Raw genomic sequence first — 25,309 nt, 5'->3', positions numbered from 1 at the left:
ACATTTCACTGATTCTCTGGCAGTGATTTTTCATCCTTGATATCAGTTAACACGCCTTTGCTATCAAAGGTAAGTGTCAGTGTTTCCTGAGTTGTTTTCCCATGGCCTGGTTGTTGGCGGAATACGTAATACCAAGTTTGACTCCCAAATGGATCGGTCAGCATTGGTGTTCCCAAAGTGTAAGAAACTTGCTGCTGAGTCATTCCTTTATGGATTTTTGATACCGCAGCCGGCGTAAGGTAGTTCCCTTGATTAATATCAGGACGATAAACAATTCGCTCAAACATAGAGCAACCCGCAGTCAGCATAACAAGTGATACAGTAGCGGCAGTCAACAATTTACAGCGCATAGTAATTACATTCCTTTAGGCGTTAGGCCGTCGATAATAATAAACATTGAAGAGGTTGAAAACCTCTATGCATTTACCTATGACTGCAATTATACAAGAAAGTTGTTCCAATTTATGCCGCTAACAGTTCTTTTGCGTTAGCCAAAGTATTTTTTGTAACCTCACTTCCCGCCAAAAGCCGTGCCAGTTCTTGAAGTCGTGCTTTTTTATCCAATAGCTGCATTTGGGTTTCTGTTTCTTCACCGTCTGTCTGTTTGCTGACATAAAAATGCTGATGCCCGCATCCTGCGACTTGGGGTAGGTGGGTGACGCACATAACTTGGGTCGATTCTCCCAATTCACGTAGCAAACGCCCAACAATGGCCGCTGTTGGACCACTGATACCTACATCAACTTCATCGAAAATCAGTGCAGGGGTTTCCATTTTTTTCGCTGTAATAACTTGAATTGCCAATGCAATACGGGAAAGTTCACCACCTGATGCCACTTTTGCTAACGGTTGGTGGGGTTGGCCGGGGTTGGTTGTGACATTGAATTCAACTTTGCTGGCGCCATCAATATTTAAATGCTCCGCTTCAAAGGTAACATCAATGGTAAAACGTCCGTGAGGCATAGAAAGTTGGTGCATACTGTTTGTTATCAGTTGGCTTAATTCCGCGGCATATTTCTGGCGAACATGATGCAATTTTTCTGCCACAGTCAGCGCTTGCTGATAATGCAAGCTGACAAGTTCACTAAGATGGGCGCAATCATTTTCCTGCTGGGATAACTGATATTGCTCTTCCAACAATTGCTGATGTAATGCAGGTAATTCTTCTGGCGCAACATGGTGTTTACGGGCCATACTAATTTGTTGGGAGATTTTCTGTTCCAGTTCAAATAAACGATTGGGGTCCAGTTCCAGTTGGTCGCTGTAATGACGTAGCTCGTCACTCACTTCATTGATTTGAATAGCCGCCTCTTCCAGCATGTTAAGCAGGCCACTGAGTTTGTGATCCATGCTGGCAAGCTCTGTTAGTTCACTGCGGGCATAGCTAAGAAGACTGGTAATGTTCTGTTCATCATTATCACTTAAAATCTGGAGGATATTTTGACTGACGGACAAGAATTGCCCGCAATTTGCCAGCCGTTTATATTCACTATCCTGTTCTTGATAATGGCCTGGTTGTGGTGACAGTTCATCCAGTTCTTTCAGGTGATATTCCAGCAATTGCTGACGTGAACGACGCTCAAGAGCTTGTTGTTGGAATTGGGAGAGAGCCTGGCAGCTTTGGCGCCATTGCTGGTAAGCCTGTTTCATTTCTTGCTGAAGTTCGAAATCGCCTGTATAAATATCCAGTAAGCGCCTTTGGTGACGATTTTCTAACAATAATTGGTGAGCATGTTGCCCGTGAATTTGTATTAGATGAGAGCCTAATTCACGTAATTGAGAAAGTGGTACAGCGGTGCCATTGATAAAACCGCGAGAGCGCCCATCAGCGGTAATTGTACGACGCAGTAGGCACTCATTATCATCATCAAAACTTCCATCTAGCTGGTGGTCTATAAGCCATTTGCGGGCAGAAGGAGCATCAGTTAGTGAAAAACGGGCACAAAGATCGGTACGCGGAGCACCTGGACGAACCATGTTAGCTTCGCCACGATTGCCAAGACATAAACCTAATGCATCAATCGCGATGGATTTACCGGCTCCGGTTTCACCTGTGATTGCCGTCATGCCTGTGCGGAAATCAATTTCAAGTTCGCGAACGATAGCAAAGTTACTGATGGTCAATTGAGTCAGCATCGTGCTCCTCCTTCTTTTTTACTGTGTATAAACACGTTCCTGTGCATAAAAACATGTCTGTGCTTTCATACAGTATAAACTGGTTTTTTATACAGTAAAGTAGGAAGATCTATTTTTAGAACATTTTTTTCGACCAACCCAGTTTTGTGCTCAGTGTATTAAAGTAGTTGTAATCTTTTGGGTGAATTAAATGCAGATTATAGTCACTGCGTTTGATGATCACTTCTTCACCATCTTGGATTGGCAGGACGATCTGGCTGTCACAACTGACTTCGTAGTCATTGCTATTCTGGGCAAATTTCAGGCGAATGCTGCTTTCGCTGCTGATAACGAGAGGGCGAGCCGAGAGCGTATGTGGAAACATCGGCACTAGCACGATAGCGTCTAAGTTTGGGGTTAATATAGGTCCTCCTGCAGACAGTGAATAGGCCGTAGAGCCAGTGGGAGTTGCTATGATTAATCCATCTGAACGTTGAGAAAAAGCAAAACGTTCATCAATATATACTTCGAATTCAATCATATGAGCAACTTTGCCTGGATGAAGTACGACTTCATTTAATGCAGTGCTACGGCGGGATTTATGTCCCGTTTTTGTCACTTGTGCTTCAAGTAGAAAACGTTTTTCGTCTCGATATTTGCCATCCAAAACTTCGGATAGTTGTTGTAAGGCATTATCGGGATCCAAATCCGTCAAAAAGCCCAAATTGCCTCGGTTGATACCAATAACTTTGATGTTATAACGTGATAATACTCTGGTTGCGCCGAGCATATTGCCATCACCACCGACGACAATCACAAGATCGGCAATTTTACCAATTTCTGTCAATCCTCCAGTTTGAGCGCCTTTTAAATTAATGTCTTTCGCGACCTGTCTATCCACAATGACGCAATAACCTTTAGATACCAGCCAGTGGTACAGCATTTCGTGGGTGGCCAGCGCTTCCGGGTGACGTGGACGACCGACAATACCGATGCATTTGAATTCATTATTCATTGCTGTTATTTCCTTCAGCATATGGTTTTGCCCTCACAATAATGATTGTTCCCTTGAATCCCGCGTATTGATCCCCATAATAAGCTCAAATGGCGAAGATAATACAAAATACGCGGAGATATTCATGAGTAGTAAAGACCAAAAAGTACCTGACGAGCAAGTCGCAGAAAATACAGAAAATGTATTAGAGCAACAAATGAATGCGGAACAGGCAGATGCGCCAGAGACTGAAAACGTTGTTAATCCGCGTGTTGCTGAGTTGGAAGAACAACTGAAACAGGCTCAGGCTAATGAACGTGATGCTATGTTGCGTGCGCGTGCTGAAATCGAAAACATTCGCCGTCGTACTGAGCAGGATATAGAAAAGGCACATAAATTTGCATTGGAAAAATTCGCCAATGAACTTTTGCCCGTTATCGATAATCTGGAACGTGCATTAGATGCGGCTGATCGTACCAATGAAGCCTTACTGCCAATGATTGAAGGTATTGAACTGACACTGAAATCTTTTATCGATTCAGTGGGTAAGTTTGGTGTTGAAGTGGTCAGTGACATTAATGTACCTTTCAATCCAGAAGTGCATCAGGCGATGACCATGATGGAATCAGATCAGCATGAACCTAATCAGGTTATGTTGGTGATGCAGAAAGGTTATACTTTGAATGGCCGTCTATTGCGTCCTGCAATGGTTGCGGTTTCTAAATAAAGGTTACGGTCTCTCGTGATGCAATGCCGCCATTAGAAAGGCGGCATTTTTGTAGGCAGAGATCGGTTATTGGGGTAATTGAGGCTCCCAATCTATTGGAGATAATCCTTGAGCTTCCAATAAGTTATTGGCCTGTGAAAAATGTTTGCAGCCTAAGAAACCTCGATGGGCGGACAGAGGTGAAGGATGGGGGGCTTTTAATACATGGTGGCGTTGGATATCAATGAAGTGGCCTTTTTTCTGGGCATGAGATCCCCAAAGTAAGAAAATGACTCCGTTGCGATGTTCATTGATTGCTGCAATAACTTTGTCAGTGAACGTTTCCCAGCCCAAATGCGCATGAGAATGTGCGTTACCGCGCTCAACGGTGAGTACGGTATTGAGTAATAACACGCCCTGTTTTGCCCAGCTTATCAAGCAACCGTGATTTGGACGAGTAAATCCAGCAATATCCGATTCCAGTTCTTTGTACATATTGACGAGAGAGGGCGGTGCAGGAATACCAGGCTGTACAGAGAAAGCCAAACCGTGGGCCTGATTCGGACCGTGGTAAGGATCTTGCCCTAAAATGACGACTTTTACATCAGCCAATTCAGTATAGCGAAAGGCATTAAAAACATCGGCTTGAGGCGGATAAATGGTTTTTCCAGCCTGACGTTCATTGGCAACATAAGCCAATGTATCAATAAAATAAGGCTGTTTCTTTTCATTGCCGATGACATCGTGCCATGTGAGAGGTGTGGACATAGCCAATCCCTTTCTAAATGATTATCAGATGACTAAAGCTTACCGATTCCCTTGGGATAGGGAAACCCTCAGATCCCAATCTAAGTTTAATTCTCAGGATGAAAATCTATTTTTATAAATTTTTTTGAAAAAATATGAAAATAATTTCATTCAATTCTACTGTAAAAGATGATTTAAAACATAATGTTATGAATTTTTTATCAATAACCTTATGAAATTAGTTGATTACAATCAAAGAATCTTCTCATTTGTGCTGGTATACAGGAAATCAAGAACGATGGTTGATTAAATTATGGATTGACTGAATAACTAAGATGATGATTCTGGAGGTATAAATGATTACTGGAATTCAAATTACCCAATCTGATAATGCTGCATTGATGAATTCTTTTTGGCTATTGGATGATGAAAAAAATGAAGCGCGTTGCATCTGTGCCAAAGCAGATTACGATGAAGGCCAGATTGTTGCTAAAGAGGAGCTGGGGCAATTTGAATATCGCGAGATCCCGCTGGAGGTCAAGCCGGCTGTACGTGTAGAAGGCGGGCAACATCTAAATGTTAATGTTTTACGTCGTGAAACGTTGGAAGATGCAGTAAAACACCCTGAAAAGTATCCTCAACTCACTATTCGTGTATCTGGTTATGCTGTGCGTTTTAACTCACTGACTCCAGAACAGCAACGTGATGTTATTGCGCGTACGTTTACAGAAAGCCTGTAATTTTTGTATCAAGCAAAAAGTTTAAAGGGAGAATTAATACTCCCTTTTTTATTTCCATATTTTAGTTACAGGTGTTAATTTTGTTAATTGAAAATTAAATTTGTTTTAAAGTTGTTAATAATTCTGCCGATAGAGAATTTGGGATTTTAACCCCCACCAAATTTAAATAATCTGTAGGAGAATTTTATGACTTTATCAGTTAATACCGATTTTTTCAGAGGACTAGGGATCGATTCATTACAAGGAAATGCGTTACAACCTCAACCGAATTCTTCAGCTCAATCACCACCTGACAAAGTTGAACACACTTCTTCCCCAAGCATTTCATTTTCAGAAAATACCAAGCAGGTGAATGCGCTCTATCAATCATTGGTTAATAATTTAAATGCCAGCACGATGGCAGCTCCTGAATTGAAAGCTAATGATATTGCGGGAAAACAATCTAAACTGGTCGATTATAACTTGACGTTGGTTACCCGTGATGTTTATCGACAAACGAGTTTAGGGATTGGCGATTATGTGCGCCTGTCTGATGAAGATTTATCAAAATTAGGGATTGATCCCGACACTCTAAATGATTATTCAACAGGGTTTCAGGCCGGTGTTTACCATAATAAGGGACTATATATTGTCTCTTTCACAGGATCGAATGAATTACAGGATTTTATGGTAAGTATTCGTCAAGGGCTTGGTTACAATGAAAAACAGTATACTCAAGCTGTGGAATTGGCACATAAATCGTTAGAAGTATTTGGTGAAAATGTCATTTTTACAGGGCATTCATTGGGGGGCGGATTAGCAACAGTGGCAGCATTGGCAACAGGAAAACCAGCAGTTATTTACAATTCTGTGAGTGTTTCTGACGCTACATTGAAATATATGGGCGTATCACCTGAAGTTGCTCGTGAAATGGCTGACAGCGGTTTGATACGCCATTATACCGTCCAACATGATTGGCTGGGGAACCTGCAAAAAACATTGCCAATTCCTCAACCTATGGGGCACGAAGTAGAGCTTAAGTATGAATATGAATTAGAAAGCATATGGGATGTCATTTTGCCTAATCGATATGGTCTCCATACTTTTAAGGCGCATTTTTTGGAAGCTGTCCTCGAATTAATGGCGGAACAGAAGCCTTGGTTGAATAATGGCGACACCATGTTGGCGTCAACGGAAATTACAGATACAGATATCACCTTGCAACAAGGTGAGCAGCATTATGCCGTGTAATATTTAGCCCTCAGTCTGCCGGAGCATGGGGCGAATTCATTGTATGTCTTCGCCCATGTTTTACAATCGGTGATTAATTAATCGTTGCTAAATAGGTTTTTCTCATACTGAGAGTATCAGATGTTGGAGTTCCTTACCCTGTACGGAGCACGGGATAAGGCATACTCCTATCATTTTGGAACGCTATTTAGATTCAGTTAATTCTGGTCTGGGATTGCCAGAAGGAGCGCGGCGTTTCCCGATATTTTTGCTATCGCGATGACGAACTTTTACGCGGTTTTTCTTTGTCTCTTCTGTTTTCTTCTTCTCTTTGCGTTTTGCCAGTACTTTTTTGGATGGCTTATTGCTCTTTTTCTCGCTTGGCGCTTTGGTTTGTGGGCGAAGTTCATCAACCACTCGTATTTTCAAAGGCTCTTTGAGATAACGGCTGATTTTGCCCAAAAGCAGGTGATCGTGTGCTTCAACCAGAGCAATGGCAGTTCCTTTACGGCCTGCGCGAGCAGTACGACCAATTCGGTGTAAGTAAACATCCGCGGTACGAGGCAAATCGAAGTTAAAGACGTGGCTGATATTCTCGATATCCAAGCCACGGGAAGCAACATCGGTTGCGACCAAGACCTTGACTTTACCCTCATTCAAGCGTCTGACAGCATCTGTACGCTTGGCTTGCACCATTTCACCTTCAAGAAAACACGCTTGAATGCCTGCTTGGTTTAGCCAATCGACAAGCTCACGTACACGCTCTCGTTTGCGCACGAAAACAATGGATTTCGTCACTTCAGGCTGCTGGAGAAGGTGGCACAGCAGGGCTGTTTTATGCTCTAACGAATCAGCCCGATAGTAAAATTGCTGAATTTTCTTGCGCTCACGGCGAGAAGGTTCGGCATCGATCTCAACCGGATCCGTTAACAGACGCTCGGCAAAATCACGGATGGATTCTCCTTCCAGCGTCGCGGAGAATAACAATGTTTGTTTACGCCAGCGGGTTTCGCCTGCAATCGTTTCGACATCATTGGCAAATCCCATATCCAACATGCGATCCGCTTCATCAAGGATCAGCGTTTCCACTGCACGGCAGTCGAAATTTTCCTCTTTGATGTATTGCAGCAGACGCCCTGTCGTTGCGACAACAATATCCTGATTCTCACTGAATACTTCCGCATGATTCATGTAGGCAACACCACCTGTAATTGTGGCAATGTCCAAATGTGTATGGGCCGCCAGCTCTTTTGCCTGTTCTGCCACCTGCATTGCCAGTTCACGGGTTGGTGTCAAAATCAGGATGCGTGGAGGTCCTGATTTTTTGCGAGGAAAATCCAATAAATGCTGTAGAGCCGGTAGCAGGTAAGCGGCAGTTTTACCAGTACCGGTTGGCGCTGAGCCTAATACATCGCGTCCGTCCATCGCCGCAGGAATGGCTGCCGCCTGAATAGCGGTTGGGCGTTCGTAGCCTTTGTCGTTCAGTGCTTCAAGCAAGGATTCATCAAGTTGGAATTCGGAAAAGTTTGTCGCAGTCATCATATACCTCTGTTTGGGTCGCCGATTATAAACAGGTTAAGCGTATTCTTCATCCTATAAAAGCATCCAATAAGTAGGTTGCTTTTATCCGTCGGCTATAAGATTTATGCTATGACAAATTCTAATTTCAGCAGAATAGGTTATGGCATCGATACAGAAACCCGTTTTTCGCCGCGGGGGTTTTACATTTAAACAGTTTTTTGTTGGACATGATAAATGTGCGATGAAAGTCGGGACGGATGGGGTGTTGTTGGGGGCCTGGGCACCAATATATAACAGGAAAAGGTGTCTGGATATTGGATGTGGTAGTGGTTTGATTGCATTGATGATAGCTCAACGTACCAAAGAAGATACCTTTATTGATGCGGTGGAGCTGGATGAACTTGCTGCAATGCAGGCAGTGGATAATGTACGGCAATCACCGTGGCCTTCCCGTATTACGGTATATCAGCAGGATATTCATGATTTCGTGCGACAGAATGCGTTGCGGAAAATTAACGCGCAATATGATTTGATTGTGAGCAATCCTCCTTACTTTGAGCCAGCTATTGCATGTCGAAACGAAGCTCGTAATCAGGCGCGCTATACGGAATCATTGACGCATCAGGGGTTATTGGCGTGTGTACGGGCATTGATTACACCAACAGGGTTATTTTGTCTGGTACTCCCTTATGAAATTGGTGAACAATTTGAAAAAATGGCATCAGATTTGGGATGGTTTACTCATTTCCGTGTCAACGTTCGTGACAGGCAAGATAAGCCGTTGCATCGTCTATTACTGGGATTGTCACGACAAGAACAAGATGTCCAAGTGAGTGAATTAACAATCCGTGCTTCGGATGGCACATATTCAGACGACTTTCGCCAGTTAGTGACGGATTTTTATTTTTATTATTGATGATGTTAGCACTATTGAGATGGTGAATGAGATTTTTCGGTATAATAAAACAAAGGTTTTCTTTTTCTCAGTTTAAAATCGCGTATCCTGTGAAATAGCAGCTATGATTTAGAAAAGTGCAATACGAAAATAACAGGTGGCTGTAATCAAAATTACAACTAAAGTTGAACTTCACAGTGAACTGATACTCAAAGTCATGCTTGTTCGGGAAATCAGAACATCATATTAGTTTAATTTAAGTATAAATGTGGAGTTTTACCTCAGGAGAGTGAACCTCGGATGAGCGAGCAGTTAACGGATCAAATGCTGATTGAACGCGTCCAGAAGGGCGACCAAAAAGCATTTAATTTGCTGGTGATGAGATACCAGCACAAAGTAGCGAGCCTGATTGCTCGTTACGTACCTCAAGGTGACGTTCCTGATGTTGCTCAGGAGGTTTTCATTAAGACTTATCGGGCACTTTCTTCTTTCCGAGGTGATAGTGCATTTTATACATGGTTGTACCGTATTGCCGTTAATACTGCGAAAAATTATTTAGTTGCCCAGGGGCGCCGTCCACCATCCAATGATCTGGATGCCAACGATGCAGAAAATTATGATACGTCAAGTTCATTAAAAGAAATTTCGAACCCTGAGAACTTAATGTTGTCTGAAGAATTAAAGGAAGTCGTTTTCCGCACGATTGAATCGCTTCCAGAAGATTTGAGGGTCGCGATTACGTTGAGGGAGTTGGATGGGTTGAGCTATGAAGAGATAGCCGACATCATGGAGTGTCCTGTAGGCACTGTGCGTTCACGAATTTTTCGGGCAAGGGAAGCAATTGATAATAAAGTTCAACCACTGATCCAAGAATAAATAGTGGAAACAGTGGAATAAAACAATATTGAAGGGTACTTTGGCATGCAAAGAGAGAAACTTTCCGCATTAATGGATGGAGAAGCTCTTGATAGTGAAGTAGTTCATTTGGTCTCTGAAGATGCGGTCATGCAGAAACAGTGGGAACGCTATCACCTGGTGCGTGATGTGCTGCGTGGCGATGTGGGGGATGTATTGCATTTGGATATTGCAAGTCAAGTCGCATTGGCACTTGAAAAAGAACCCATTCAAATTAATTCAGCGGCTGTTTTGGAATCTCAGCCAAAACCTGCAACATGGGCTAACATGCCATTCTGGGATAGAATTCGTGCATGGAAGAGTCAAATTGCACAAATTGGTGTGGCAGCCTGTGTATCGCTGTCCGTGATTATCGGTGTCCAGCAGTATAATAGTGATAACAGTGTTGAAACAGATAACCAATTTGAGGCACCGGCTTTTAACACATTGCCTATGATGGGTACCGCTTCAACAGTTGGCTTAGCAACCCCAGCTGAAGAAGAAACTTTCGGTGGTGATTTGAGTATGCAAGTGCGAGAAAGCAATAAACGAATTGATGCAATGTTACAGCAATATGAGCTCGCCCGGCGTATTCACTCTGAGAAAAATCATGGGATCACTCAAACTAATCAGGTTCCTGAAGAGCAAGCGCCACAACAACAGTGATGAAACGTATTTGGGTTGTCGTTTTTTTATTGGCGAGTAGCCTGATAAATCCTCTAAAAGCCTCAGCGCAACAAAGCAACGCTGAGGCTTTGTTACAGGATATGAGTAAGGCAGTGAAAACGCTGAATTATGAACTTGGTTTCATCATCTTAGAACAGCAATTTCTTGTTCCCTTGCGTTACCGTCATGCCATTATTGATGGACAGATTATTGCTCAAGTCATCCAAATGGATGGTTCACGTAGGGAAATTATTCAGCGCGGTGACCAAATCAGCTATTACGAACCTGGATTAGACTCATTTAGTATCCGTGGTTCTCATATCGTCGATTATCTTCCACCAATCATCTTTGCCGATTTTGCCCAATTACAAAAATTTTACCGTTTTATTGATGCAGGCAGCACGAATTTTGGCGATTATCCTGTGAGTTTTGTACGTATCATAGCGAAAGATAAATCCCGTTATAACTATAACCTGCTGATTGATGAGAAAAATCATCTTCCTCTTTTGATAGACCTATTAGATAAGGATAATAAAACAGTCATTGAACAATTCCGTGTCGTGTCATCAACTGTGAATGACTCGATTAAAACGGAATTGAATGTGATTACTAATTTGAAATTACCACCTATGCTGCTCATTCCTCCTGCTGATAAATTGAAATTCAATTGGCTGGTTGGAAAAATGCCTGACGGTTTCAAAGAAATTTCACGTAACAGCCGAAAATTATCAGAGACAGAATGGTTAGAGTCCATCATGTATGGTGATGGATTGTTTAATTTTTCTGTAAATGTGGTGAACTCAGATAAAAAAATTGTCGATGAACAACCATTTCGACAGGGCAGAAGAACGGTTTATACTTTGGCCAGAAACAAAAACAGCATAACAGTCATTGGTGAGCTGCCTTTTGCAACAGCCGAACAAATTGCAGCAAGTGTGACGTTTACGGGAGAAAACTGATGGTTAAAGAGTGGGCAACTGTTGTTCGTTGGCACAAAGGGCGAGCATTATTACGTTATGGCTCATCTTCAGGCTGCGGTAGCTGTCAAACCAAAGCAGCCTGTGGTTCTTATTTGTTGGAAAAGATAGGACCAGAAAGCATCCATCAGTTGGAACTGGAAATTTCTCAACCACTTCAACCGGGTCAGAAGGTTGAAGTAGGCATTCCTGAAAGCAGTTTGTTACGCTCAGCCATGCTGGTTTATTTGACACCCTTATTGGGTTTGTTTTTGGGAGCCGCATTTTTCCAATTTTGGACGACTGTCCAATTGTGGGTTTGCTTAGGAGGGATTGGCGGTGGAGTCGCTGGTTTTTTCATTGCTCGCAAGATCGCGGCGTATTGGGATAATTTGCAAGCATACCAGCCTGTTGTGTTACAAATTGGTTTACCGCCTGAGTCGATTAAAATTCTACAGAAAGAATAATCTGTTTTACCGTACGAGCTTCAACTTTAATTTATCATTACTGAAAACAACTGGGTCATACTGAAAACGACAGGCATGGCTAAGTTTTCACGGGTTTGGTTTTCACGGGTTTGGCATGTAGAATACAGCTCCTCAGGCCAGTGGCCGAACCAATAAACTGTCGCTTTATGTCCATCAATGTGTCCATAGGCGAATGATTCAGAAATATTAAGGCAAAAAAGATTTAATAATGAAGCAAATAAGAAATTTCTCCATTATCGCCCACATTGACCACGGTAAATCCACGCTCTCTGACCGGATTATTCAAATTTGTGGTGGTTTGTCTGATCGCGAAATGGCAGCGCAAGTACTGGATTCAATGGATCTTGAACGTGAACGCGGGATCACGATCAAAGCACAAAGTGTAACCCTTGATTACAAGGCAAATGACGGGCAAGTTTACCAATTAAACTTTATCGATACGCCAGGGCATGTTGACTTCTCTTACGAAGTTTCCCGTTCACTGGCTGCGTGTGAAGGTGCTTTGCTGGTTGTTGATGCAGGGCAGGGGGTTGAAGCCCAGACATTGGCTAACTGCTATACCGCCATTGAAATGGATCTGGAAGTCGTTCCAGTTCTGAATAAAATTGACCTTCCTGCTGCTGAACCAGAGCGTGTCGCTGAAGAAATCGAAGACATTGTTGGTATTGATGCGACCAATGCTGTTCGTTGTTCTGCAAAAACGGGCGTGGGTGTACAGGATGTTATTGAACGTCTGGTGAAAGAGATACCGCCACCAGAAGGCGATCCTGATGTTCCATTACAGGCCCTGATTATTGACTCATGGTTTGATAATTACCTTGGTGTTGTGTCACTTGTTCGTATTAAAAACGGTACGTTGCGTAAGGGTGACAAAATTAAGGTAATGAGTACTGGACAGGTATACAACGCTGACCGATTGGGTATCTTCACACCGAAACGCATTGATCGTGATGTGTTGAATTGTGGTGAAGTAGGCTGGTTGGTCTGTGCCATCAAAGATATTCTGGGGGCGCCAGTTGGGGATACACTGACAACGGCTCGCCAGCCTGCGGAAAAAGCCTTGCCTGGTTTTAAAAAGGTCAAACCGCAAGTTTATGCTGGTCTGTTTCCTGTAAGCTCTGATGACTATGAAGCATTCCGTGATGCGTTGGGCAAATTGAGCTTAAATGATGCATCATTATTCTACGAACCAGAAAGTTCGACTGCGCTGGGTTTTGGTTTCCGCTGTGGTTTCCTCGGCTTGCTGCATATGGAAATTATTCAGGAACGTCTGGAACGTGAATATGATCTCGATTTGATCACAACGGCTCCAACAGTTGTTTATGAAGTTGAGGCAACCAGTGGTGATATTATCTATGTTGATAGTCCATCCAAGTTGCCACCATTAAACAACATTAATGAATTGCGTGAGCCGATTGCCGAATGTCACATGTTGTTGCCGAAAGAGTACCTTGGCAACGTCATTACTCTCTGCGTAGAAAAACGTGGTGTGCAGACAAATATGGTTTATCACGGTAATCAGGTGGCACTAACTTATGAAATTCCAATGGCTGAAGTGGTTCTGGATTTCTTTGATCGCTTGAAATCAACATCTCGTGGTTACGCCTCTTTGGATTATAATTTTATCCGTTTCCAGGATTCGGATATGGTTCGTGTGGATGTCTTGATTAATGGTGAGCGTGTTGATGCTCTGGCATTGATTACTCACCGTGACAACTCTCAGTACCGTGGACGTGAGCTGGTGGAAAAAATGAAAGATCTGATCCCACGCCAGCAATTTGACATCGCTATTCAAGCTGCCATAGGAACTCACATTATTGCGCGTTCTACCGTTAAGCAATTACGTAAAAACGTATTGGCGAAATGTTATGGTGGTGACGTCAGCCGTAAGAAAAAGTTATTGCAGAAACAGAAAGAAGGTAAAAAACGCATGAAGCAGGTCGGCAATGTTGAACTGCCACAGGAAGCCTTCTTAGCGATTCTGCATGTTGGCAAAGATAATTAACACAAGGTTGTAAGGAGTTCAAATGGCTAACACTTTTGCCTTGATATTAACGTTAGCAACGTTAATCACGGGTATTCTTTGGTGCATAGAGCGATTTAAATTCGCACCTGAACGTAAGAGAAAACTTGCTCATATTCAGGAACAGGCGACAGGCGAAGAAGCCCAGGAAGCTTTGGCTAAAGGACTTAACAAACCTTCATGGTTTGAAACACTTGCATCTGTCTTTCCAGTGTTAGCCATTGTGTTGGTTCTGCGCTCTTTCGTCTATGAACCTTTTCAGATCCCTTCTGGTTCAATGATGCCAACATTGTTGATCGGGGATTTTATTCTGGTTGAAAAATTTGCTTATGGTTTAAAAGATCCCATTACGCAAACAACCTTAATTAAAACTGGCGAGCCTAAGCGTGGGGATATTGCAGTTTTCAAATTCCCGAAGAACCCAAGCATAGATTTTGTAAAACGCATTATTGGCTTACCTGGAGATAAGATCGTTTACGATTATGTCAACAAGGAGCTTCAGGTTTACCCGGGCTGTGGCTGGAATGCGCAATGTAAGGGCGATTTACCGGTTACTTATCGGAATGTGTTCCCAAGTGAATGGACAATAAAAGAGGCTGTGACACCAGAAGGCGTTAGTATTAGTGGTGTTTATCAAGTTCCGGTTGATGAGTCAGTAGGCCCGAACGCTCTTCGTCAGGACGAAAGAGTCGAAACTTTAGGTAATGTGTCGCACCATATTTTGACCATTCCTGTAATACAACGTTTCCCTGGTTTTTCTCAAGAAGGCTTACCAGTAGGGACTTGGGTTGTTCCTGAGGGGCAATATTTTGCCATGGGTGATAATCGTGACAATAGTGATGATAGTCGTTCATGGGGCTTTGTACCGGAGAAAAATTTGGTAGGCCGTGCAACTGCCATTTGGATGAGCTTTGAAAAACAGGAAGGTGAATGGCCTACTGGTGTGCGCTTCAGTCGAATTGGTGGAATTCACTAATATTTATATATTAGCGCAGCATTAATTTATCTCACAGTGTAGAATATTCTTTCAAACGAGATGACTGGCTCCTGAAGAGGATGAATACTTTGGGAGCCAGTGCAAACGCAACAGTTTTGTAAGGCATGCCGCAAAAATATCCCCAAGATAACTTGCTGGTTGATGTTGCCTCACAGGTCTGTTGCGTGTGCTTTTTATTTGATGAATTCTAACTGAATTGGTAGCACATGAACCCCATAATAACGAACCGATTACAACATAAGCTAGGATATAGCTTTAAACAGCACGATTTGTTGCTTCAAGCATTAACTCACCGCAGTGCCAGTAGCAAGCATAATGAACGTTTGGAATTTCTTGGTGACTCAATCCTGAGTTTTGTCATTGCTAATGCCCTTTACCATCGTTTTCCCCGTGTTGATGAAGGGGACATGAGTCGCATGCGGGCAACATTGGTGCGTGGTAATACTCTGGCGGAGCTAGCCAAGGAATTTGAATTAGGCGAATGCCTACGTTTGGGGCCGGGTGAGTTAAAGAGTGGAGGACATCGTCGCGAATCCATTTTAGCGGATAGCATTGAAGCCTTAATCGGCGCTATTTTTCTTGATAGCGATATTCAGGCAGTCGAAAAGATTATCCTGAATTGGTATGAAACCCGTTTGAATGAAATTAGCCCAGGCGATAAGCAAAAAGATCCTAAAACCCGTTTACAAGAATATTTGCAAGGGCGTCATCTGCCGTTGCCTGCATATCTGGTTGTTCAGGTTCGTGGGGAAGCCCATGATCAGGAATTTACAATTCACTGTCAGGTCAGTGGATTTGAACAACCGGTCAGAGGAGTCGGTTCCAGTCGCCGCAAGGCAGAGCAGGCGGCTGCGGAACAAGCATTAAAACAACTGGAGCTTGAATGAGCGAAGAAAAAAACTATTGTGGATTCGTTGCAATAGTCGGTCGGCCCAATGTTGGTAAATCAACGTTACTGAATCAGTTATTGGGCCAAAAAGTATCTATTACCTCCCGTAAACCTCAAACGACGCGGCATCGCATCATGGGGATCCATACGGAAGGGGCATACCAAACGATCTATGTTGATACACCGGGTCTGCATATTGAAGAAAAGCGGGCGATCAACCGCCTGATGAACCGTGCGGCGAGTAGCTCTATTGGTGATGTCGAACTGGTTATTTTTGTTGTGGAAGGTACGCACTGGACACCCGATGATGAAATGGTGGTGAATAAGTTACGTCATTTGCGTTGTCCTGTCTTACTGGCTATCAATAAAGTGGACAATGTAACGGATAAAACCCTTCTTCTGCCACATATCGGTTTTCTTAGCCAACAGATGAATTTTCTCGATGTTGTGCCGATAAGCGCCGAAAAAGGCATGAATGTTGATACTATTGCCAACATAGTACGTGATCATATGCCACAGGCGGATCATCACTTCCCTGAGGATTACATTACTGATCGCTCACAGCGTTTTATGGCGTCAGAAATCATCCGTGAAAAACTGATGCGTTTTTTGGGTGATGAACTCCCTTATTCTGTGACAGTGGAAATTGAGCAATTTGTTACCAATGAGCGTGGAGGCTATACCATCCACGGTTTGATTCTGGTAGAGCGTGATGGTCAGAAGAAAATGGTGATTGGTAATAAAGGCAGCAAAATCAAGAAGATTGGCATAGAAGCCCGTCAAGATATGGAAAAGCTGTTTGATATGAAAGTCCACCTGGAATTGTGGGTAAAAGTGAAATCCGGTTGGGCTGATGACGAACGAGCGTTGCGTAGCCTCGGTTACGTCGACGACTTATAAGGCAGATTTGTGGACGGCTGGCAGAGAGCCTTTGTGCTTCACGGGCGCCCTTACAGTGAAACCAGTTTATTGCTGGATTTTTTTACTGAACATGAAGGGCGGGTACGTGTTTTAGCGAAAGGGGCACGCAGCCGTCGCTCCAATCTAAAAGGTTGTTTGCAACCTTTCACCCCGCTGCTTATTCGTTGGAGTGGTCGGGGTGAAATCAAGACATTAAGAGACGCAGAGCCTATCTCATTGGCTCTCCCTTTAACGGGAAGTGTGCTTTACAGCGGTTTATATGTGAATGAACTCTTGTCCAGGCTTCTTGAGCAAGGAACGGCATATCCCGCGCTTTTTTTTGATTACCTCCAATGTTTACAAGCGCTTGCTGTGAGTGAATACACACCAGAATGTGCATTGCGTCGTTTTGAATTAGCATTACTAACCAATATGGGATACGGAGTAGATTATCTTCACTGTGCAGGAAGTGGTGAACCTGTATTGGATACCATGACTTACCGTTATCGTGAAGAAAAAGGGTTTATCGCCAGTTTGGTTGTGGATCACTACAGTTTTACAGGTTATGAACTCAAGGCACTGGCAAATAGCGAATTTCCCGATCAGGTGACCTTGAAAGCGGCGAAGCGTTTCACTCGCATTGCCTTGAAACCTTATCTGGGGGGAAAACCGTTAAAAAGCCGTGAGCTATTTCGTCAATTCGTACGTAAAAAAACTGATAACCCCAACAAGAAAAATGAAAATTAAAGTAAACCACTTTTGCATGATGAAGAGTGTAGACTTTATTGAATCTTATGTTATTGCAGGAGCTAAAAATGGCTGAGGTATTGTTAGGTATCAACATTGATCACATTGCAACCTTGCGTAATGCCCGTGGGACACAGTATCCCGATCCCGTTCAGGCAGCATTTGTTGCAGAGCAAGCGGGAGCAGATGGTATAACGGTTCACCTACGTGAAGATCGCCGCCATATTACTGACAGAGATGTTCAATTATTAAATAACACAATCCAAACCCGGATGAACCTTGAGATGGCGGTGACAGATGAGATGGTGGGGATTGCTTGCCAAATCAAACCTGTTTTCTGTTGCTTAGTGCCTGAAAAGCGTCAAGAGGTCACAACCGAAGGTGGATTGGATGTATTTGGGCAAAAAGAGCACATTGCTGCGGCTGTTAAGACTTTATCAGAAGCAGGGATTTTAGTGTCTTTGTTCATTGATGCGGATCACCAACAAATTGATGCTGCTGTCGAAGTTGGGGCACCCTTTATTGAAATTCACACGGGTGCGTATGCAGATGCAGAGAATGAGAGACAGCAGGAAAAAGAGTTTCAGCGTATCAAAGAAGCCGCAACCTATGCAGCCGCGAAAGGGCTTAAAGTCAATGCAGGCCACGGTTTGACCTATCACAATGTGCAGCGTATTGCAGCCTTACCTGAAATTTATGAATTGAATATAGGACATGCCATTATTGGCCGTGCTGTATTCAGTGGCTTATCTGCGGCTGTTGCGGATATGAAAACTTTATTGCGGGAAGCACGCCGTTAATGGCTATTCTTGGATTAGGCACAGATATTGTTGAAATATCCCGCATTGAAGAAATTGTCGGGCGTTCAGGCGAACGTCTGGCAAGGCGAGTTCTGAGTGATAGGGAATGGCAGCAATATCAACAGCATAACCAGCCTGTCCGCTTCCTTGCAAAACGGTTTGCGGTCAAGGAAGCGACCGCTAAAGCTTTTGGAACAGGTATCCGCAATGGATTGGCCTTTAATCAATTTGAAGTGATTAATGATCCATTGGGAAAACCCACATTGAAACTTCATGGAGAGGCTGAAGTGCTGGCTAACGAATTGGGGGTAAAATCCATGCATGTCACACTAGCAGATGAACGGCGTTATGCCTGTGCGACAGTGATATTGGAAAATTAAATTCAGATCTTATCAGCATGATGCAGGAGTACAAATTTATCCCATAACTGCTCTTCAGTTTCCTGATGATTAGGATCAAGAATAATGGTGTTCGTAATCGGGCAGACAGATTGGCAAGTTGGCTTTTCGTAATGCCCGATACACTCGGTACAGCGTTCAGGCTCAATTTCGTAGATCTCTGCACCCATTGTGATGGCCTGATTAGGGCATTCGGGTTCACACATATCGCAATTAATGCAGCGTTTGGTAATTAATAGTGCCATTTCAACCTCTTAAATCAATTAAGTCTTTTAAGTTGCAGACTTAATTCTTCCTGATTTGTTGCTCCAGACCATCCTTTGTTATTCCATACAATATATTTACAAAAAATACATCTTACAAAAACATGGTTACAGCTAAATGCATTGTGCAAAGAAAAGCTATCTGGAGGCATATATTAACAGATCAGAAAGCAGTCTAATACTTTTATCATGGTATATACTTAAATATATTTTCAATACCTTAGAGTAAAAACATGCTTGAATACATCGTAAAACATGGCAATGATATTGTGAAAGTCTTGGGATCTATCGGGACTTTTATTGGTATTATTTTGTCCGTATTAAAGAGGCTTTATGCCGATGTGTGTGTGTTTAGAGAGAGAAAGGCCATAAAGTATATCAAATATCTTAACGAATATAACGTTTATTTAGATGATTTGAGTAAAGAATATATTAAACATCAAATTGCATCTGAAATAATGTTTGATGTTACAAAGATAAAATCTGATAAATTTAGAAATATATTTATTAAGTTGAAACAAAATGGGTTGAGTCCTGAATATATAGATATTCTTAAGAGGTTGAAAACATATATTGTCGTAAACTCTGGTGTGGTTCAAATCAATGTCAGTTCTTACTATTACTTTATTTATTGTTTTGAGAAAATATTTTCAACTTATTTTTTCACTTTAGCATTTGTTGTGTTAGTTGTGTTTTTATTCAAAGTTGATGTCTTGAGTAATACTATCGGGAGTGTTTTAGATTTCTTTTTCGTCATGTTAAGTATGATTTTACTGATGGCGATTGGTATCTATTTATTGATGTTAAGCCCGTCAAAATATCAAATCCGAAAATTAAATAAGGAATTAATTAAATATAAAATCGATGATGTTTCTTTATAGAAGGTATTGGTTGAATTGTTATTATAAATAGCGTTTCAAAATGATAGGAGTATTCCTTACCCCGCGCTCCGCGCGGGGTAAGGAACTCCAACATCTGATACTCTCAGTATTATGAAAACCTATTTATCTATACGCATTAAACTTCAAGTTGCAATTTACATCATTCTATGAAACCTGATTTCTCCTCCACTTCGCGGGGAGAAATCACATGCATCTTGAAGTGAGATTGATATAAACTTAAAGTCTGTTAGATAGTGAAATTAATTTTGTGTGTCTTCTGGAGCGACCCCAATGAAATCAAGCTGCTTAACGGAAGTTATATTACCCAATAATTATCACACGAGCGATTTTTTAGCCTTTCATCAGCGGGATGAAATGGGCGTTTCTGAAATAGTACAACATAATCAAATTAAAAAAGGGATTATTTGGTATGAAAATCCGGCTCTTTTAACCATCACAATAGAAAAGAATAGAGCGAAAATACGGCTTGATATTGATGGTGATAAAGACTGTTCTTCACAACATGAAGCATTATCGACGTTAGCCTCTCATATGCTTGGTTTAAAACAATCTGTTGATATATTTGAATCTATCTATCAAGCTCATCCCGTTATTGGAGAATTGGTTAACAGACAAACGGGATTACGCATTTATCAGTCCGCGACACCTTTTGAAGCATTGAGTTGGGCGATTATTGGGCAACAAATTAGTTTAAGCGCAGCAATTTCCATTCGACGGCGTTTTATTCAGGCGGTGGGGCGTCAGCACTCTTCTGGGTTACTGTGTTTCCCGAATTATAATCAGGTCATGCAATATTCACCGCATGATCTCCGTCAGTGTGGTTTTTCTGTGAGTAAGGCCAATGCCTTATTGCATGTTTGTCAACTGATTAACTCAGGGGATTTGGAACTCAATATCCCAGAAAGAGAAAATGCAATAAAACAACTGACAGAGAGTTTGCTTGCTATCAAGGGCATCGGCATGTGGACAGTGAATTATGCATTGCTACGGGGATTCAATTATCTGGATGGTTCACTACATGGTGATGTAGCTGTTAGGCGTAATCTCCAATATTTGCTTAGCCAGGAAAACAAAGTGAGCCTGGAACAGGCGGAAAAATGGTTGGCAGATTTTTCTCCCTGGAAAGCGTTGGTGGGCGCGCACTTATGGCAACAGCAATCCAGTAGTGGGTATTAATATTAAATTTCTTTTCCAGATGTTTTTCGTAAAACTTCAAGGCGGCCGGCAAGAGAACTATACGGGTTTAGGGAAACAGGAGAAATTTTGGCTATGTTATTTTTTCCACCGTTTGAAGATTTGGCTCGACAGCTTTTACCGATGGCAATAGAAAGTGATGATGGCGCCCATGATATTGCCCACCTACATAGGGTATGGCGAAATGCGAAACAAATTTGTGAAGCGGAATCGGGTAATTTGCGGTTAGTGTTTGTCGCTGTGCTATTACACGATTGTGTCAGTATTGAAAAAAACGCGCCAAACCGACACCTTGCTTCACGCATGGCAGCAGAAAAAGCCGCATTGATATTGAAAGAATTGGCGTGGTGTGAGCAGGACATTCAGGCTGTCTGCCACGCCATTGAAGCGCATAGTTTTTCAGCAGGCTTAACCCCAAAAACATTGGAGGCAAAAATTGTGCAAGATGCAGACCGGCTGGATTCCATTGGCATGATTGGTGTTGGACGTTGTTTTTACACCGCTGGTCGTATGGGGTCTGCATTGTATGACTTTGATGATCCGTTGGCAAAGCAACGTGAGTATAATGATAAGGCTTATACTGTCGATCACTTCTTCACTAAGCTATTTAAAATTGAATCAAAATTTCAGACGGTATCAGGTAGAAAAATGGCGAGTGAAAGGACTCAACGCATGAAATTGTTCCTTGATGCCTTTCTTAATGAGATTCAAGTTGAATCAGCAGATGGAGGTCATTGGGTATAATAGGCGGAATTTTTATAAGCAAGAGAATGGGCAGTGACAGAAATAGATACAGTGACCGAAAATTTTAGTGATGAATATTGGATGCGTCGGGCAATAGATTTAGCCATGCAAGCACAGGCCAAGGGAGAAATTCCTGTTGGTGCTGTATTGGTAGCTGATAATAAGGTGATAGCTGAGGGATTTAATCACCCAATCACTGACCATGATCCTACCGCCCATGCAGAAATTATTGCGTTACGGCGGGGCGGGAGGCAATTGCAGAATTATCGTCTGTTGAATACGACACTGTATGTCACTTTGGAGCCTTGTGTCATGTGCGCAGGTGCGATGGTACACAGCCGGATACAACGGTTAGTTTATGGTGCCAGCGATATGAAAACGGGAGCGGCAGGCTCATTGATTGATATCTTGCGCCATCCGGGCATGAATCACCAAATTGGCATTATCGGCGGTGTTTTGTCGGAAGAGTGCTCCACTATGTTGAGTGCTTTTTTTAAACAACGCAGGGAGCAGCATAAAGCGTTGAAAAAAATAAAAGCTCAATAGATGGTATTTATTAATCCCAGTAATATAGCGAACGATATTACTGGGACTTATTATTTTTCTTTATAATGCAACTCAAAATTGATTGGCTATATTCCCTCAGTCTTCCAAATTACCTCTTTGTGGGCTGCGTTGGTGATTTATCAAAATGAGTTGAAATAATATACAAAACTTTGGGATTTAGTTGTTACTATTATCGGTAACATTTAAAGTATAAAGAGTGTCTCCATAAAAATCCAAAGTTAAGATAGACCACAGGTCTTTATTCTGATCTTGTATGAAAATATAGGGTTTTTGGTCAATAAAAAATGGAGTCATATTTTCAATCGGAACAATAAGATTGATATTTAATAATTTAGCATTCACATTCCATGTATAATCATATCCTATAATGGCTCCGTTATTATCTATAGTATTAAAATAATAATAAATATAGGAAGGATCAGTTACCAACATAACGAATTGTTGTTGATTATTAAGAGTATATGGAGACGCGAAGTAGTAAGGAAAGGGTATGGGATCATTATGACTTATGGTAACAGAAGAAATTTGTTTACCTATCCTGCCATCTTTACTCAATTCATAAGTGTAAGAGGGGGAAACTGAACTGTTAATGTTATTCTCCGGCGTATGGAGAAATATATATTCTTTATTTCCGTTTGAGAAAAAGAAGGTCGCCCCGTAGAAAGCCGGCCAGCTATTTTTGTCGGTTGGTTTTCTCTCCATTTTTCCATTCGGAAGAACTTCATATATAACATATTGATATGTACCGTTACTATATCTCTCTTGACTATGTAGATAAATAAAGAGGCGTTTATCGGCTTGATAGGCAAAACCCACATCATAATCATGCTCCCAAAAATCATAGTCTATGATTTCTTTATTTCCTGTTTCATCCAATTTTGCAATTATCCAATAGGCTTTAGAGTAATAACTGGGTGGCGGATTAATAAACTGCTTGGCTAATCCAAAAAAATATTGCTCTCCCCCAAGTACAAATGGCACCATGACATCATAAAAGTTTACCCATTTTTGTCCGGTAGACGTTTGCGCCCCTAGCGTTCCGCCTGTCACCAACTTATGTACTGTCACCAGATGGTCACATTGACGTTGACGTAAAAGATACGTTTGATTATTAAGGGAATAACTAGATAGTGTCGTCATAAATAAATTCATATAATAATCACCCTATATTACATGAATGGATGACTTAACCATGAGCACACCCGCACACCGTCGTCACGATATCTCTGATCATATTTGGAGTTTGCTTGACTACCGGGACGTAAGGGAGCCTGGGGGCGTGTTGCTTATGATAATCGATTATTTATTAATGTGGTGTTCTGGATTTTACGGACAGGCGCACCCTGGCGAGATTTACCGCCCGATTATGGCGACTGGAAAAATACGCATCGCCGTTTTTGTCGGTGGCGGGACAAAGGCGTATGGGAAGGACTGCTTGAAGAACTCATCGTTGAACCCGATTTCGAATGGCTGATGATTGACGCCCGTCATATTAAGGTTCATCCCCATGCCGCAGGGGCGGCAGGAGGCAATCAGGATATGGGGCGCACAAAAGGGGGCTCAATACCAAGATACATCTGGCCGTGGATGCGCATGGTATGCCGATCAGAGCGATTATTACAAGCGGTCCCACAGCGGATTGCTCACAAGCTGAGGCCTTGATTGACGGAATAGATGCAGAACATTTATTTATTAGCGGATCGGGGCTATGACAGTAATACCGTTGTTGAACAAGCAAAAAAACAAGGCATGGCAGCGCAAATTCCTGGCCGAAAAAATCGCAAAGTGAAACGAGAATATGATCGGGACCTCTATCGACTCAGGCATTTAGTTGAAAATGGATATGTGTGATGTCGTGGGTGGTTTTATTGCCCTCTAAGAACCCCTTAAGTGTGACAGTTTCACCCTTTTTATTTATGTTATAAAGTTTAAAGTGTATATGTCCTGATGGATCAGTATTAACCGACATAGTCTGCAATATCTGGTCTCGTGCAAAAGAAGCAGAGCCGTCCACGTGTAAATTCAGCTGACGATTATTGGGATTGATGCCTGAAAGCGTTGCGGTAACATCGTTACACTGTATGCCATCCGCGATGGCATAGTCAGTAATGATATTAAAATTAAGCTTATAAATCACCGTTGCTTTGAAATGGTAAGGCTGGACACCCACCTGTTTACCGTCCTTCTTAAAAGAAACCGTCAATTGCCCATTTCCTCTTTCCGCTGGGCTCACGATTAAGACAGAAGCCTCCCCGAACTGACCTGTTCTACCTGACCATTTTTTTTGACCGGTATCCTGACCATTGACCACAAAACTCCCTAATGAACATTCAAAAATCAAGTCCTTATTAGGTAGTTGCATCGTTGCATCATACAGATAAAATTGGATCTTCGTTGCTGGCAAGCCTTGGAAAGTTTCAGGTGTTTGAACAAATTTTATTGAAGCGTTCATTGTATTTATCCTATTCAAAGTGTCAGTGGGTCGACAAAAACAATCGTATTTGTCGTCGGACCAACCGACATATCACCGATATCAATCGTAAATTGACTTCGGACTGCTTGTTGGGAAGTTAATTCATATACTAATAACTTAGTGGTATCAGGATTAGGTATATTTAATGTATTATTTTTGCCATTAATTTTAATTTCAGGGCTATCGAAACTGACTGTTATATTAGTGACTTGATTTATAAGTTTAATTAGCAGAAAACATTGACAAATGCCATCTGCGACACCATAAGAACTATAGGTATACATAAAATCATCAGCCTGAGCTGATTGCCAAGTTGAAAAATCCAAAGGAACTTTATGGGCAATAACAGGGTCTTCATAATTAAGCGTTAATATACCAGGGCAAGAGCGTGAATGCTCACTTCTTGCCCAACACCTTAAATCCTGCGACTAATACCTTGTCCAGATAGTTAATATCCATGCTCGCAAACCGTTGTTTTCGG

At 42.1% G+C, this 25,309-nt stretch carries 28 protein-coding genes and 1 pseudogene; 20 read left to right on the top strand and 9 right to left on the bottom strand.

Annotated elements, in window-relative coordinates; translation table 11 throughout:
* Nucleotides 1-5: 5 nt before the first annotated feature.
* The 3 genes from bamE to nadK all read right to left on the bottom strand — a co-directional run bounded on the left by bamE (nucleotide 6) and on the right by nadK (nucleotide 3,130).
* Nucleotides 6-350, bottom strand: coding sequence for an outer membrane protein assembly factor BamE (gene bamE, locus AAC853_RS17430; protein WP_189760706.1), 345 nt, complete (start codon nucleotides 348-350; stop codon nucleotides 6-8).
* A 112-nt stretch (nucleotides 351-462) separates the two neighbouring features.
* Nucleotides 463-2,136, bottom strand: coding sequence for a DNA repair protein RecN (recN, locus tag AAC853_RS17425; RefSeq protein ID WP_340615288.1), 1,674 nt, complete (start codon nucleotides 2,134-2,136; stop codon nucleotides 463-465).
* A 115-nt stretch (nucleotides 2,137-2,251) separates the two neighbouring features.
* On the bottom strand, nucleotides 2,252-3,130 hold the full coding sequence (gene nadK, locus AAC853_RS17420; RefSeq protein ID WP_143187471.1) for an NAD(+) kinase: 879 nt from the start codon (nucleotides 3,128-3,130) through the stop codon (nucleotides 2,252-2,254).
* 124 nt (nucleotides 3,131-3,254) lie between these two features.
* Here nadK and grpE point away from each other — a divergent pair, with 124 nt between their 5' ends.
* Nucleotides 3,255-3,836 carry a nucleotide exchange factor GrpE gene (gene grpE / locus AAC853_RS17415; RefSeq protein WP_338884893.1) on the top strand — a complete coding sequence of 194 codons (582 nt, stop codon included), beginning with the start codon at nucleotides 3,255-3,257 and terminating at the stop codon, nucleotides 3,834-3,836.
* A gap of 66 nt (nucleotides 3,837-3,902) precedes the next feature.
* Here grpE and ung read toward each other — a convergent pair whose 3' ends face one another.
* A complete protein-coding gene (ung, locus tag AAC853_RS17410) occupies nucleotides 3,903-4,583 on the bottom strand; it encodes a uracil-DNA glycosylase (protein ID WP_340615287.1) in 681 nt (226 codons plus the stop codon).
* Between the two features lie 335 nt (nucleotides 4,584-4,918).
* Between ung and grcA the strand changes: the two genes are divergently transcribed.
* Nucleotides 4,919-5,302 (top strand): autonomous glycyl radical cofactor GrcA, encoded by a 384-nt coding sequence (gene grcA, locus AAC853_RS17405; RefSeq protein ID WP_338804754.1) that lies wholly within the window; start codon nucleotides 4,919-4,921, stop codon nucleotides 5,300-5,302.
* Between the two features lie 186 nt (nucleotides 5,303-5,488).
* Nucleotides 5,489-6,532, top strand: a complete 1,044-nt coding sequence (locus AAC853_RS17400) for a Tle-like phospholipase domain-containing protein (protein WP_340615286.1) — start codon at nucleotides 5,489-5,491, stop codon at nucleotides 6,530-6,532.
* Nucleotides 6,533-6,715: 183 nt separating this feature from the next.
* On the opposite strand, the gene srmB is transcribed toward AAC853_RS17400, so the two are convergent.
* On the bottom strand, nucleotides 6,716-8,050 hold the full coding sequence (gene srmB, locus AAC853_RS17395; RefSeq protein WP_340615285.1) for an ATP-dependent RNA helicase SrmB: 1,335 nt from the start codon (nucleotides 8,048-8,050) through the stop codon (nucleotides 6,716-6,718).
* 142 nt (nucleotides 8,051-8,192) lie between these two features.
* Between srmB and trmN the strand changes: the two genes are divergently transcribed.
* The 12 genes from trmN to acpS all read left to right on the top strand — a co-directional run bounded on the left by trmN (nucleotide 8,193) and on the right by acpS (nucleotide 18,667).
* The gene (trmN, locus tag AAC853_RS17390) at nucleotides 8,193-8,948 is read left to right on the top strand and encodes a tRNA(1)(Val) (adenine(37)-N(6))-methyltransferase TrmN (RefSeq protein ID WP_340615284.1); all 756 of its coding nucleotides are present in this window, start codon (nucleotides 8,193-8,195) and stop codon (nucleotides 8,946-8,948) included.
* A gap of 279 nt (nucleotides 8,949-9,227) precedes the next feature.
* Nucleotides 9,228-9,803, top strand: coding sequence for an RNA polymerase sigma factor RpoE (gene rpoE, locus AAC853_RS17385; RefSeq protein WP_338884899.1), 576 nt, complete (start codon nucleotides 9,228-9,230; stop codon nucleotides 9,801-9,803).
* Nucleotides 9,804-9,848: 45 nt separating this feature from the next.
* Complete coding sequence (gene rseA, locus AAC853_RS17380; protein WP_338884900.1) at nucleotides 9,849-10,487, top strand: anti-sigma-E factor RseA; 639 nt, start codon at nucleotides 9,849-9,851, stop codon at nucleotides 10,485-10,487.
* Complete coding sequence (gene rseB, locus AAC853_RS17375) at nucleotides 10,487-11,446, top strand: sigma-E factor regulatory protein RseB (protein ID WP_338885534.1); 960 nt, start codon at nucleotides 10,487-10,489, stop codon at nucleotides 11,444-11,446. Before rseA ends, rseB begins: the two co-directional genes overlap by 1 nt.
* Complete coding sequence (gene rseC, locus AAC853_RS17370) at nucleotides 11,446-11,910, top strand: SoxR-reducing system protein RseC (protein WP_340615283.1); 465 nt, start codon at nucleotides 11,446-11,448, stop codon at nucleotides 11,908-11,910. Before rseB ends, rseC begins: the two co-directional genes overlap by 1 nt.
* 229 nt (nucleotides 11,911-12,139) lie before the next feature.
* Nucleotides 12,140-13,936 carry a translation elongation factor 4 gene (gene lepA, locus AAC853_RS17365; RefSeq protein WP_340615282.1) on the top strand — a complete coding sequence of 599 codons (1,797 nt, stop codon included), beginning with the start codon at nucleotides 12,140-12,142 and terminating at the stop codon, nucleotides 13,934-13,936.
* Between the two features lie 22 nt (nucleotides 13,937-13,958).
* Complete coding sequence (gene lepB / locus AAC853_RS17360) at nucleotides 13,959-14,930, top strand: signal peptidase I (protein WP_340615281.1); 972 nt, start codon at nucleotides 13,959-13,961, stop codon at nucleotides 14,928-14,930.
* A 227-nt stretch (nucleotides 14,931-15,157) separates the two neighbouring features.
* Nucleotides 15,158-15,838, top strand: a complete 681-nt coding sequence (gene rnc, locus AAC853_RS17355; RefSeq protein WP_338884906.1) for a ribonuclease III — start codon at nucleotides 15,158-15,160, stop codon at nucleotides 15,836-15,838.
* Nucleotides 15,835-16,740 (top strand): GTPase Era, encoded by a 906-nt coding sequence (era, locus tag AAC853_RS17350; protein ID WP_273560067.1) that lies wholly within the window; start codon nucleotides 15,835-15,837, stop codon nucleotides 16,738-16,740. Before rnc ends, era begins: the two co-directional genes overlap by 4 nt.
* Before the next feature lie 9 nt (nucleotides 16,741-16,749).
* On the top strand, nucleotides 16,750-17,487 hold the full coding sequence (gene recO / locus AAC853_RS17345) for a DNA repair protein RecO (protein ID WP_338884908.1): 738 nt from the start codon (nucleotides 16,750-16,752) through the stop codon (nucleotides 17,485-17,487).
* 68 nt (nucleotides 17,488-17,555) lie between these two features.
* Nucleotides 17,556-18,287, top strand: coding sequence for a pyridoxine 5'-phosphate synthase (pdxJ, locus tag AAC853_RS17340; protein WP_340615280.1), 732 nt, complete (start codon nucleotides 17,556-17,558; stop codon nucleotides 18,285-18,287).
* Nucleotides 18,287-18,667, top strand: coding sequence for a holo-ACP synthase (acpS, locus tag AAC853_RS17335; protein WP_340615279.1), 381 nt, complete (start codon nucleotides 18,287-18,289; stop codon nucleotides 18,665-18,667). The genes pdxJ and acpS overlap by 1 nt, the downstream gene beginning before the upstream one ends.
* Nucleotides 18,668-18,669: 2 nt before the next feature.
* On the opposite strand, the gene AAC853_RS17330 is transcribed toward acpS, so the two are convergent.
* Nucleotides 18,670-18,930: a YfhL family 4Fe-4S dicluster ferredoxin gene (locus AAC853_RS17330; protein ID WP_099132125.1), complete on the bottom strand. Its 261-nt coding sequence runs from the start codon at nucleotides 18,928-18,930 to the stop codon at nucleotides 18,670-18,672.
* Nucleotides 18,931-19,181: 251 nt separating this feature from the next.
* Here AAC853_RS17330 and AAC853_RS17325 point away from each other — a divergent pair, with 251 nt between their 5' ends.
* From AAC853_RS17325 to tadA, 4 genes are all read left to right on the top strand, one after another.
* Nucleotides 19,182-19,829, top strand: a complete 648-nt coding sequence (locus AAC853_RS17325) for a hypothetical protein (protein WP_340615278.1) — start codon at nucleotides 19,182-19,184, stop codon at nucleotides 19,827-19,829.
* A gap of 291 nt (nucleotides 19,830-20,120) precedes the next feature.
* Nucleotides 20,121-21,026 carry a DNA-3-methyladenine glycosylase family protein gene (locus AAC853_RS17320; RefSeq protein ID WP_340615277.1) on the top strand — a complete coding sequence of 302 codons (906 nt, stop codon included), beginning with the start codon at nucleotides 20,121-20,123 and terminating at the stop codon, nucleotides 21,024-21,026.
* A 93-nt stretch (nucleotides 21,027-21,119) separates the two neighbouring features.
* On the top strand, nucleotides 21,120-21,788 hold the full coding sequence (locus AAC853_RS17315) for an HD domain-containing protein (protein ID WP_340615276.1): 669 nt from the start codon (nucleotides 21,120-21,122) through the stop codon (nucleotides 21,786-21,788).
* A 33-nt stretch (nucleotides 21,789-21,821) separates the two neighbouring features.
* On the top strand, nucleotides 21,822-22,334 hold the full coding sequence (tadA, locus tag AAC853_RS17310) for a tRNA adenosine(34) deaminase TadA (protein WP_340615275.1): 513 nt from the start codon (nucleotides 21,822-21,824) through the stop codon (nucleotides 22,332-22,334).
* A 177-nt stretch (nucleotides 22,335-22,511) separates the two neighbouring features.
* Here tadA and AAC853_RS17305 read toward each other — a convergent pair whose 3' ends face one another.
* A complete protein-coding gene (locus AAC853_RS17305; protein WP_340615274.1) occupies nucleotides 22,512-23,507 on the bottom strand; it encodes a hypothetical protein in 996 nt (331 codons plus the stop codon).
* 40 nt (nucleotides 23,508-23,547) lie between these two features.
* Here AAC853_RS17305 and AAC853_RS17300 point away from each other — a divergent pair.
* Nucleotides 23,548-24,203: pseudogene (locus AAC853_RS17300) on the top strand (IS5 family transposase); the annotation flags it as partial.
* Here the strand turns inward: AAC853_RS17300 and AAC853_RS17295 are convergent.
* Nucleotides 24,175-24,807 carry a hypothetical protein gene (locus tag AAC853_RS17295; RefSeq protein ID WP_340615273.1) on the bottom strand — a complete coding sequence of 211 codons (633 nt, stop codon included), beginning with the start codon at nucleotides 24,805-24,807 and terminating at the stop codon, nucleotides 24,175-24,177. The pseudogene AAC853_RS17300 and the gene AAC853_RS17295 sit on opposite strands and share 29 nt — an antisense overlap.
* Before the next feature lie 14 nt (nucleotides 24,808-24,821).
* Nucleotides 24,822-25,154 (bottom strand): hypothetical protein, encoded by a 333-nt coding sequence (locus AAC853_RS17290; protein WP_340615272.1) that lies wholly within the window; start codon nucleotides 25,152-25,154, stop codon nucleotides 24,822-24,824.
* Nucleotides 25,155-25,309: the final 155 nt, after the last annotated feature.

Origin of the sequence: Xenorhabdus thailandensis, from assembly GCF_037996785.1 — a bacterium.
Classification (GTDB): domain Bacteria; phylum Pseudomonadota; class Gammaproteobacteria; order Enterobacterales; family Enterobacteriaceae; genus Xenorhabdus; species Xenorhabdus griffiniae.
The sequence above is the reverse complement of the archived record's forward strand: the minus strand, read 5'-3'. Positions and strand labels throughout refer to the sequence as shown.

Bases quoted from the DNA above. Each gene is read 5' to 3' on its own strand.
- bamE (WP_189760706.1), bottom strand. From the start codon at position 350: ATGCGCTGTAAATTGTTGACTGCCGCTACTGTATCACTTGTTATGCTG.
- recN (WP_340615288.1), bottom strand. From the start codon at position 2,136: ATGCTGACTCAATTGACCATCAGTAACTTTGCTATCGTTCGCGAACTT.
- nadK (WP_143187471.1), bottom strand. From the start codon at position 3,130: ATGAATAATGAATTCAAATGCATCGGTATTGTCGGTCGTCCACGTCAC.
- grpE (WP_338884893.1), top strand. From the start codon at position 3,255: ATGAGTAGTAAAGACCAAAAAGTACCTGACGAGCAAGTCGCAGAAAAT.
- ung (WP_340615287.1), bottom strand. From the start codon at position 4,583: ATGTCCACACCTCTCACATGGCACGATGTCATCGGCAATGAAAAGAAA.
- grcA (WP_338804754.1), top strand. From the start codon at position 4,919: ATGATTACTGGAATTCAAATTACCCAATCTGATAATGCTGCATTGATG.
- AAC853_RS17400 (WP_340615286.1), top strand. From the start codon at position 5,489: ATGACTTTATCAGTTAATACCGATTTTTTCAGAGGACTAGGGATCGAT.
- srmB (WP_340615285.1), bottom strand. From the start codon at position 8,050: ATGACTGCGACAAACTTTTCCGAATTCCAACTTGATGAATCCTTGCTT.
- trmN (WP_340615284.1), top strand. From the start codon at position 8,193: ATGGCATCGATACAGAAACCCGTTTTTCGCCGCGGGGGTTTTACATTT.
- rpoE (WP_338884899.1), top strand. From the start codon at position 9,228: ATGAGCGAGCAGTTAACGGATCAAATGCTGATTGAACGCGTCCAGAAG.
- rseA (WP_338884900.1), top strand. From the start codon at position 9,849: ATGCAAAGAGAGAAACTTTCCGCATTAATGGATGGAGAAGCTCTTGAT.
- rseB (WP_338885534.1), top strand. From the start codon at position 10,487: ATGAAACGTATTTGGGTTGTCGTTTTTTTATTGGCGAGTAGCCTGATA.
- rseC (WP_340615283.1), top strand. From the start codon at position 11,446: ATGGTTAAAGAGTGGGCAACTGTTGTTCGTTGGCACAAAGGGCGAGCA.
- lepA (WP_340615282.1), top strand. From the start codon at position 12,140: ATGAAGCAAATAAGAAATTTCTCCATTATCGCCCACATTGACCACGGT.
- lepB (WP_340615281.1), top strand. From the start codon at position 13,959: ATGGCTAACACTTTTGCCTTGATATTAACGTTAGCAACGTTAATCACG.
- rnc (WP_338884906.1), top strand. From the start codon at position 15,158: ATGAACCCCATAATAACGAACCGATTACAACATAAGCTAGGATATAGC.
- era (WP_273560067.1), top strand. From the start codon at position 15,835: ATGAGCGAAGAAAAAAACTATTGTGGATTCGTTGCAATAGTCGGTCGG.
- pdxJ (WP_340615280.1), top strand. From the start codon at position 17,556: ATGGCTGAGGTATTGTTAGGTATCAACATTGATCACATTGCAACCTTG.
- acpS (WP_340615279.1), top strand. From the start codon at position 18,287: ATGGCTATTCTTGGATTAGGCACAGATATTGTTGAAATATCCCGCATT.
- AAC853_RS17330 (WP_099132125.1), bottom strand. From the start codon at position 18,930: ATGGCACTATTAATTACCAAACGCTGCATTAATTGCGATATGTGTGAA.
- AAC853_RS17325 (WP_340615278.1), top strand. From the start codon at position 19,182: ATGCTTGAATACATCGTAAAACATGGCAATGATATTGTGAAAGTCTTG.
- AAC853_RS17320 (WP_340615277.1), top strand. From the start codon at position 20,121: ATGAAATCAAGCTGCTTAACGGAAGTTATATTACCCAATAATTATCAC.
- AAC853_RS17315 (WP_340615276.1), top strand. From the start codon at position 21,120: ATGTTATTTTTTCCACCGTTTGAAGATTTGGCTCGACAGCTTTTACCG.
- AAC853_RS17305 (WP_340615274.1), bottom strand. From the start codon at position 23,507: ATGAATTTATTTATGACGACACTATCTAGTTATTCCCTTAATAATCAA.
- AAC853_RS17295 (WP_340615273.1), bottom strand. From the start codon at position 24,807: ATGAACGCTTCAATAAAATTTGTTCAAACACCTGAAACTTTCCAAGGC.